This is a genomic window from Trichocoleus sp. FACHB-591 (assembly GCF_014695845.1).
Lineage (GTDB): Bacteria > Cyanobacteriota > Cyanobacteriia > FACHB-46 > FACHB-46 > Trichocoleus.
The window spans coordinates 1-8,536 of record NZ_JACJPA010000050.1; the positions used below are offsets into that span (position 1 = coordinate 1).

Here is an 8,536-nt window from a genome sequence, read left to right on the forward strand (position 1 = left end):
CAATGGCTTGCATCACCTTCTGACGGAAGTCGTAACTATAAGCTATTGCCATCCTGGGGGACCCATCACTCCTATTGCCAGTCTACGTCCTAACCAGACTGGCAATAGCTATAACTCTCCCGAACTGAGTAAAGCTTGGCAACCTTTTGCTCAGCCGCAGCGATCGCTTGTCCCTGCTTACTGAGGCTTTTTTGCAGGGCTTCAAGTCGCTTGCTCTCAGCAGATGAGCGCTTTGCCGCATTCTTGATCTGTGTCTGAATTGGCTTCGGCTGATCCGCTAGCTCACTGAGTTTTTCTTGGAAGTTGGAAACATTGGAAGTGGCGGCTAGCTCTTGTCTTTTGGTTTGAGCGAAGCCAGCTTTTTGTGTCCTTAAATCTGCTTTTGCTGCCTGAAATTCAGGGGATTTATTGTCAACTCTGCCAAGTTCAGCTACTTTTTGCTCAGCCGCCGCGATCGCTTGCCGCTGTTCAGCTAATCGGGTCTGTAACTGAGCTAACTTCCGGTTTTCGGTCTCCAGTAGCTTCTGGGTTAGTGCACTTTGTTCATCTAGCTGACCCTGGTCGATTTTTTTGATTCGATTGGAGTCAAGCTTTCTAACGCCCCTGTCAACCTTGCGACCCAGAGCGCCTTCCAGTTCCTCAATCTGGGCAGGCTGCTCAACAAACAGCTTTCTACGCTCTTTGCTAATCGCAACTACGTCATTCTCTCGACGTTCTTCAGCAAAGAAGCGAGTGGCTTCAACTCTGTTTTGATTGCGCTCCTTCTTGCTGCGAGACTGGCTGGCACCCGACTCAGTTAGAATTTTTTCCTGACCAATCAGATCCCCTAGGATTTTTTGGATTAGAACCCCGTCTTCTCCTAGGGCATTTAGAATTTCTTTGGTTAGTGCGCTGCCTGCCTCGCGTCCTAGCAACTTAAAGCTGCCAATTAGAGGAGATAACTCGTCCTCAATTCCTGCAAATAACCCCTTCCCTAGGTCTTTGCTGATTTGCTCACCAACACCCAGGCCAACGCCCGTAAAGACGTTGGAAATTGTGGCCCCAACTATCTTGAATGGAGCTGAGGCGATCGCCCCAATCCCCTCAAATAACCCGCCAAAGATGCCCTTAGAATTGCTCTTCTTGATAGCCTTGGCGATCGCTTTAGCAAATACGTCTGCCGTTTCACTGGCAGAATTTTCACCCCCTCTACATTGGATTTGAGGCGGATTGTCTTACCTTGCAGCCGATTGATCTGGGCATCAACTTCACTCGTGTCAGCCGTAAACCTGACTGAAGCGGCTTGATTCTGAAGGTTGGCAATTTGCTCTTTAAGTGCCTGAAACTGAGACGATGCTGCATCTAACTCAGAGGTATCGATCGCGGGCTTAATCGGGTTGCGAAAGTCGCGACGAACTTGGGCGAAGTGACGCTGTTTGAGGTCAAGGTGTTGATTGAGTTTGGTTAAAGCCGAATCATCAACCGTGGGCTTTAGGTGAAGTTTGACCCGACCAAACTCCTGCTCTAGTTGCCCCGTGAGTTGCTTCGCCTGCTCTACAACTCCCGCATCATCCAGGCGCAAGCCAACAACAATTTCTAGCCCAGATTGACTACCAAACTCCCGTAGCTGCTGCTCAAACTGACCTTTGTCGAGCCGTAACCCAACCGGAACTTCACCCTGAAATGATTGAAGCTGTCTGCCAAGGCTGTCTTTATCTAGTTTGGTTGCGATCGCCAATTCCGGCGACTGTAGAGTTTCCAGTGCCTGAAGATCATTATTGAATTGCTCTCTTTCCAGGTGAAGGGATATACTCAGCGACCCAATTTCTTCAGGCATGACACGGCAACGACTAGGGGAATCGCGCTAGCGTTCCTACGGGTTAGCCGTTCAAAGAAAAAGCGCCTTCATTGGCGCTGGTGATAGAGATTGATTGTCTGGTGAGCTTAAAGCAGAGGTATCTGAAAGTAATTGTCCTCAGCCTTTCCTAAAACTTTGAGGATGTGCTTCCATCGCTTTGAAGAGTAAAAGGGTTGACGTTGATACCAGCGCTTGGGATCAGATTTATTTTTGGAAGCATTGCAGCCCTAGCAAGCTGGAAGAATATTACTCAGACAGTCCGAACCGCCCAAGCTGATAGGGATGAAGTGATCGATCGTGAGCTTAGTATGCTTTCCACAGTAGGCACAGTGGTTATCGAATTTAGAAAAGTGTTTTTCCAGTTGCTCTAGAGTAAATGCTGCATGATGGTTTTGAGCTTTCAAGACTCTACGCTTCTGTTCACTCTTTAACCTGAGAGCTTTGACTCTGGGATCTTTAAGACGAATGGCTCTATATTGTCTAAGAGCTTCTGCATTCCTTGCGCGGTATTCAACGCTTTTCTGGGCAAGGATTTCCTTGTTTCTCTGATAATACTGAGCACGACTGACACGAAGTTTGTCTCTATTTTCCCGCTGATATTTAGCGTTCCACTCAGCACGCTTCTCCTTATTTCTCTGATAGTAAAGAGCATTTCTCGCTGCAATTTTCTCCTTGTTCTTCTCTGTATATTCAGCGCATTTTTGGAGACACTTTTCTCTATGGTCTCTGTACTATTTCCTTCGACGGAGGCTAACCTCTTCTGGGTTGGCTTGTCGGTGAGCTGCTTGCTTGGCAAGTATTGCTTCCCGGTTTTCCTGGTAATGAGATTTCCTATACTCTCGTAGGCAGTCTAGACAATGCCCGCCGTCTATTTTTCTGAGAGTTCTGCCACTGCCTTTAAAGTCATGACCATTTCTACATAAACTGCATAAACGGAACAACAATGGATCAAAAGTTCCTATCAAATGCTCTGGTACCGGATGCTTTTCTTGCCTGATGTATGGCTTTGTATCCGTCTTGCAGTCGATGCATCTACCATTGCTTTGATACCGGATACTCTGCCATAGGCCATTAAAGTCATGACCGTTTTTGCACAAGCGTCTTAGCCTGAAAATCTTGGTGTCAAACTCCATCATTGAAAAACCTGAAATGCTACTAAGTGAGGGAAGTAGGGAAGAAAGCGATCGCCCCCTCAACTCAGAAGAAGCGATCGCCGTTGAACTTTTCCCAATTGGGGAACGCAACCAAGTGAGTGCCTCTGCCAGTTGTCCAAGGTTCAAACATCTTTTTGGAGAGGACTAGGTGAAAAGCGATCGCCTTATTAGCAATGTTTCAATTCCTGCTTGCTTCCTCTCACTATTCGACAACGCCGACTTAACTTCGGTGTTGCAATCTCAACCTTGCTTAGTAACCAGTTAAGTCATCTTCTAAAATCAGTTCTGCATCCCAAATTGCTTGAGTACCCTAGCAGGACTGATAAACGAAATGCCTTGAGCAGAAGATGAGTTGATCATGACGGCTTCCACCACAGGCTCATACACCTTCTTTTCTGCGACCCACTCTACAATAAAGTTTGCGCCTGCCCCTCCACTGTCATCATTGGCTGCAACAAAAAAGTCTGTGGAGGCGAGTGGCTTTAGTTCTACAGGACCTGTGAGATCTTGCCTGAGCAATTGTCCTTCGGTATTGTAGTAGCGCACAGAAGTGAGAATAATCGGGTTTGTCAGATCCGTATTGCGAACACTCAACGTCGCTGACAAGTTCATGACCCGATCTTGGCTATTGAAATGATAGATATGTGAATAAATCGGGACGTATAAAGTTTGTCCCATCACAAGCTTTGTTTTGTCGACTGGGACTGCTCTCAACGTGGTGCTAGGTTTAGAAAATGGCGGCTGCCTCTGTGAGACTGTTGGAGTAGTACAAGCGGTGAGACTAAGCCCCGCGATTGCCCCCACAAACCCCAAATAATGTTTTAACTTCATCAATATTCATCCAAACATACTGCATTCAGCAGTCACTCTGCCTGTACAGCAGAACCTCCTGTAAACTCAGACGGTAATTAATTCCTCAGCTCTTTTGAGGAATTGTGAGTCTATAGGAGAAGTTTCAGCGATGGAGTGGATTGTAGCGCAACAAATTCCTTTGGGGAGCAATCCGGCTGTGGATACCCAAATGGGAGGAACCATTCCTGAACTGGTGATTATTTTAATCATTCTGCTGCTGATTGCCACCGTTGTTGCGCTTGTGACTCAACGACTGCGAATTCCTTACGTGACAGGTTTAGTGCTGGCAGGTTTACCCATTACAGATGTCTTATCACGTCGAATTGGTTTGGACCCGCCTTTGGTTTTAAATCTTTTCCTACCCATTCTAATTTTTGAGGCTTCTATCAATACGGATATCAGTCGTCTCCGCAGTACGTTTAAGCCAATCGCGCTTTTGGCGGGTCCAGGCTCAATTCTTTCCTCCGCCATTATCGCAATGCTGATTAAATTTGGTCTGGGGATTGCCTGGGTTCCCGCATTGTTGATCGGAGTTATTTTGGCAAACACAGATACGGTTTCGATGATCGCCGTCTTCAAAGAAATTCGTGTGCCTTCCCGCTTATCCACAATTGTTGAGGGAGAAACACTGTTCAATGACGCGGCTGCTTTAGTTTCCTTCAACTTAATTCTGGTGATTTATGCGACAGGGTCGCTCACCGTCGTCGCAGGGATTAAGGAGTTGCTCGTGGTAGCGTTGGGCGGGGGACTTGTGGGTGCCATTTTAGGTTACTTAAGTGTCCCTATCTTTGTGCGACTCAATGACCCTTTAAGTAGCCTATTGCTGACGGTAGCCTTGGCGCTGGGGACGTTTCAAATCGGGCAATTTTTGAGGGTGTCAGGGGCAGTTGCAGTAGTGATTGCTGGACTCATTTTTGGCAATCTGGGGTTGCCTCGGAGTTCGTCCGCATCCGATCGCATGACCTTGTTGAGTTTCTGGGAGTACGCTGGCTTCGGGGTGAACACGTTCATTTTTCTCTTGATTGGCATCGAGATTAACCCATTCATCCTCTGGAAAATTCTGCCATCTATTTTGCTTGTGATCTTAGCCTATCAACTAGGACGCATTCTCTCGGTCTATTTATTGCTAACAGGGCTGCGCTGGTTCGATCGCCCGGTGCCGCTAAAGTGGCAGCATGTTCTATTTTTGGGAAACATCAAAGGCTCTTTATCAATGGCACTAGCGCTGAGTATTCCTTTGACCTTGCCTGGACGCGAGGACATCATTGCCTTGGTTTTCGGTGCAGTTCTGTTCTCACTCGTTGGGCAAGGACTCAGTTTACTTTGGCTGGTCAAACGGCTCAAAATCAACCGAGTTTCGGATGTGATGGAACAAGCGGGCAAATTGCAGATTCAGTTGATTGCCGCAAAAGCCGCTCAAGATGAACTAGATAGTTTACTCAAATCAGGCGTACTGCCGAAAGCAGTCTATGAGGAACTCTGGGCCTCCTATCAGGTCCGAGTGGCAGAATCGGAGCGGGTGCTGCGTGATTTCCATAATCAATATCGGGCAAGTCAATTAAAGAGCGATCGTAGTGGACTTGATGCCATTCGACGGCGATTGCTGCTTGCAGAAAAGGGAGCTGTAAGCGATGCGCTCCGCAAGCGAATTGTGCCAGAGGACTTGGTGCAGCCCTATATTAAAGATTTGGATGAGAAACTTCTAGGGTTGGAAGATGACTAGCCTGAATGCCAAGATAGTCAATCATCGGATGCACTAGCTCAGAGCGAGTGACGACCAAGATCGTTGAGCCTGCTGCCAGAACAGTGTTGCCGTTGGGAATCTCCAGACTGGCACAGGCATGACACTGATAACCGATGATCAGGGAACCTGTCGGAAAGCGTGGGTCTTGAGCAATTTGGGCAACCGTACGACCTGCTACATAGCAATCGCCTGGAACAGGCAGCTTCAGCACTTCTATCTGTCCTTGTTCAAAGTGCATCATCGACTCGACTTCTGGGTATTCGATCGCGTTCGCCATCGTGGCCACTGCTAGATCAACGCTGCTGATAATGTGGCTCGCTTGAGCTAGCCGATAAGCTTCCAGAAATTCGCGATCGCGCATGCGCACAACAATGTGGGAAACCCCATAACTCCTAGACAAGGTGATCATCGCTAAATTCAATGCATCATCTCTGAGTGCAGCAACGACTGCGTTTGCTTGCCGAATCCCTGCTTCGAGAAGCACTGTCGTACTAACGGCACTGCCCTCAAATGCCATCACTCCAATTTTTTCACGGGCAAAGCGACAGGCCAAGGGGTCAAGATCGATGATTGCTACTGTATGACCGAGTTTCAATAACTGCTGGGCTAACCCCAGCCCCATCATTCCCGCTCCCCCAATTACTACATACATAGCTGCCCAGCATCCCAACAATGAACATTACAGATTTATCACTATATTCCTCTCAGTTGGGCGACTTGGTTCAGTGAGCCAAATAAACCCCCATCACTGCTCATGACAGATACCCGCTGTATAAGGCGATCGCTCGGCTAAGGGGGCAAAGACTTGGTGGCGCGATCGCCCCTTCACCCCTCTTCCTAAGTCCGATCGCTGTCCATATAATTTAGAGAACAAACTAGCAACAACTCTAGTCTCCGGTTCAGTTTGAATTTGAATCAGGAGACTTTTTGTATGAAGACAGCCCCCAATTGAGAGTTTGATGAGTTTGAATTTAGGGCACTCAAAGCCTTGTGGGCAAAAGCACAGAGCCGATTGAATTTAGGGCCTTACCACTCCGAATGCTGGGCTGTTGCGCCCAATGAAAAAGCGCCCCCTAGAGAGCGCCTCAGTAGATAAAATGCAAGATGTGTTTAGGATTCCCGACTCAAGTTGAAATCAGCGTCTAGAATCCAGCAGTGCTCAGTTCCATCTGGAATCACGATCTCAAATGTCTCACCTGAATCAACGTCCATCACCTCTACAGTTCCTTCTACGGCTTCGGTAACAGCGATCGCGGCAATCACTTGACCGCCCTCAATCTTAGGAGCAATCAGGATAACTCCTTCGCCAACCCAGGCACGAGGCTTGCCAACTTCACCTCGTTTTCGTCCTGCTTCGAGCTTATCTACTGGTACGAGTGGAACCACCCATCCTGGTAGTAAGCCATCTTTAATCAAGGCAAAGAAGGTATCGCAAGCTATGGCAGGGATAGAGATGCGATCGCTCTCCTCACGAATTTGGAAGTAGTAGAAGTCGGAAGGCTTAGCAGCATCCGCCTTGGAATCCCTGTTTGCATTAATAAAGCAACTGGTGAGAGTGGCAATGCCTAACTCCTTCAAGTGCAGCTCTTCATGTTGTAGTCTGGCCCCATGATGCAATGCCTGAATAATCAGCCAAGTTGCTTGCTCACCAAACCTTTCAGCCTTAAAGCGATCGTCGTGAGGCCAGAACTTTTGTACTCGCCAAAATATAGCTTCCCAGTCTGGATCTTCATCCTCCTGGTCCGCTATTCCCCCAGTTGCTCATCCGTTAAAGGTTCAGCAGATGCATCGGGAGTCTTCCAGCCGTTCTCTTCCTTGAGGCCAAATTGATTGAGTTCGCTAACTAGCTTGGAGCTAACTGAAGTCGTTGTGTCTTCCAAAGTCCAGTTAGGCTCAACACGTCGTAGCATGGCGGTCGCCATAATCAAAGGCCGCTCATCAATTAGACGCTCAAGCACATCTTGATAGTCCAAAATTTCGCCTAGAAACTCGCCTAGGGTTTCTGTGTCGCTGGTAATCAATGCGCTGTAGATTTCATGGAGTCCTAGCTCTGCCGCGATCGCATTTCCTTCGACATCTGGGTCTTGTTCAATCTTGGTAGGGCGTTGAGCTTTGATTGATTTAGCAATCTTGACAGCTTCACGCTGGAGGTTGGGTAAATCTTTGCTGGCTTGGCGGATAAAGAGGCGATCGCTAGGGCTAAGGTCATTGACACGGGGTAGCTCTAGGGTGCCGATCTCTTCATTGCCAACAGTCTCTTTAATGGCTTCAGCTTTGGGTGCGATAACGAAGGGGAGCTTACGCATGACTGCAACTCTGTCTTTGAATTAAGGTCGTGCGATCATTCCCACAAGCTGAAATAGGCGAGGGAACAAATAGAGAGCTAGGCAGCAGTTTGAAGGGGCTTCTGCCTAGTTTTTCTATGCGTAGCGGATCTCAGTCGGGCTTCCTTGTCCCTTAAATTCGGTCTGGAAGGTCACGATGCCATCGCTCTTAAAGTCCTTCGTGAAGTCAGCCACAATACAAGCGCCTCTCAGGCCATCGCCACTAGTAGCGCCTGCGGGAGCTGGGTCATACTGCCAGATATAAACTTCACGACCAGAAGTACCGCGAATCGCAGCGAAGTAGATCCGGCGATAGGAATCGTCGTCAGACAAAAGGTTTGCAGTCCAAGGAATAGACCAATTAGCCTTAGTAACTACGCCATCCTCATAACCTTCTGGATCTTCGAACACCAGAGACTCAGTTGTGGTGTTACCGATCTTTGCTCCACTGCTAGTACCACCAGCCAGGCGCAACTTAGCAACATAGTTTGCTGTCTCAGATCTTGCACCTCGTAATCTGAACCTCCCACCCCTGCTGCTGTAACAGCATGCGCTTTTGCTCAACTTCCTGAAGCAACAGGGCAACAACCACCTCGCCTAGGCAGGCTCCGAGCACGGTTGTCGC

At 48.2% G+C, this 8,536-nt stretch carries 12 protein-coding genes; 2 read left to right on the forward strand and 10 right to left on the reverse strand.

All coding sequences use genetic code 11. The annotated features are described in order from the left end of the window. Positions 1-89: 89 nt before the first annotated feature. The 4 genes from H6F90_RS10760 to H6F90_RS10775 form a co-directional block, all read right to left on the reverse strand. Positions 90-914, reverse strand: coding sequence for a hypothetical protein (locus tag H6F90_RS10760; RefSeq protein ID WP_190552481.1), 825 nt, complete (start codon positions 912-914; stop codon positions 90-92). A 131-nt stretch (positions 915-1,045) separates the two neighbouring features. Then, on the reverse strand, positions 1,046-1,816 hold the full coding sequence (locus H6F90_RS10765) for a hypothetical protein (protein ID WP_190552482.1): 771 nt from the start codon (positions 1,814-1,816) through the stop codon (positions 1,046-1,048). A gap of 248 nt (positions 1,817-2,064) precedes the next feature. Then, positions 2,065-2,241: an HNH endonuclease gene (locus H6F90_RS31485; protein ID WP_190552483.1), complete on the reverse strand. Its 177-nt coding sequence runs from the start codon at positions 2,239-2,241 to the stop codon at positions 2,065-2,067. A gap of 23 nt (positions 2,242-2,264) precedes the next feature. Next, positions 2,265-2,633 (reverse strand): hypothetical protein, encoded by a 369-nt coding sequence (locus tag H6F90_RS10775; protein ID WP_190552484.1) that lies wholly within the window; start codon positions 2,631-2,633, stop codon positions 2,265-2,267. A gap of 353 nt (positions 2,634-2,986) precedes the next feature. On the opposite strand from H6F90_RS10775, the gene H6F90_RS30370 reads away from it, so the two are divergent. Then, entirely contained in the window at positions 2,987-3,139 is a 153-nt protein-coding gene (locus H6F90_RS30370) for a hypothetical protein (RefSeq protein ID WP_206756170.1), read from the forward strand. Between the two features lie 131 nt (positions 3,140-3,270). Here H6F90_RS30370 and H6F90_RS10780 read toward each other — a convergent pair whose 3' ends face one another. Beyond that, positions 3,271-3,822, reverse strand: a complete 552-nt coding sequence (locus H6F90_RS10780; RefSeq protein ID WP_190552485.1) for a DUF3124 domain-containing protein — start codon at positions 3,820-3,822, stop codon at positions 3,271-3,273. 130 nt (positions 3,823-3,952) lie between these two features. On the opposite strand from H6F90_RS10780, the gene H6F90_RS10785 reads away from it, so the two are divergent. Further along, positions 3,953-5,566 (forward strand): sodium:proton antiporter, encoded by a 1,614-nt coding sequence (locus tag H6F90_RS10785; RefSeq protein WP_190552486.1) that lies wholly within the window; start codon positions 3,953-3,955, stop codon positions 5,564-5,566. Here H6F90_RS10785 and H6F90_RS10790 read toward each other — a convergent pair. The 5 genes from H6F90_RS10790 to H6F90_RS10805 all read right to left on the reverse strand — a co-directional run bounded on the left by H6F90_RS10790 (position 5,523) and on the right by H6F90_RS10805 (position 8,322). After that, positions 5,523-6,239: a TrkA family potassium uptake protein gene (locus H6F90_RS10790; protein WP_190552487.1), complete on the reverse strand. Its 717-nt coding sequence runs from the start codon at positions 6,237-6,239 to the stop codon at positions 5,523-5,525. The genes H6F90_RS10785 and H6F90_RS10790 overlap by 44 nt on opposite strands. Positions 6,240-6,332: 93 nt before the next feature. Beyond that, on the reverse strand, positions 6,333-6,461 hold the full coding sequence (locus H6F90_RS31115; protein ID WP_255524986.1) for a hypothetical protein: 129 nt from the start codon (positions 6,459-6,461) through the stop codon (positions 6,333-6,335). Between the two features lie 236 nt (positions 6,462-6,697). Next, on the reverse strand, positions 6,698-7,165 hold the full coding sequence (locus H6F90_RS10795; RefSeq protein ID WP_190552488.1) for a hypothetical protein: 468 nt from the start codon (positions 7,163-7,165) through the stop codon (positions 6,698-6,700). 167 nt (positions 7,166-7,332) lie between these two features. Then, complete coding sequence (locus H6F90_RS10800) at positions 7,333-7,893, reverse strand: hypothetical protein (protein ID WP_190552489.1); 561 nt, start codon at positions 7,891-7,893, stop codon at positions 7,333-7,335. A gap of 114 nt (positions 7,894-8,007) precedes the next feature. Beyond that, entirely contained in the window at positions 8,008-8,322 is a 315-nt protein-coding gene (locus H6F90_RS10805; RefSeq protein ID WP_190552490.1) for a hypothetical protein, read from the reverse strand. Positions 8,323-8,536: the final 214 nt, after the last annotated feature.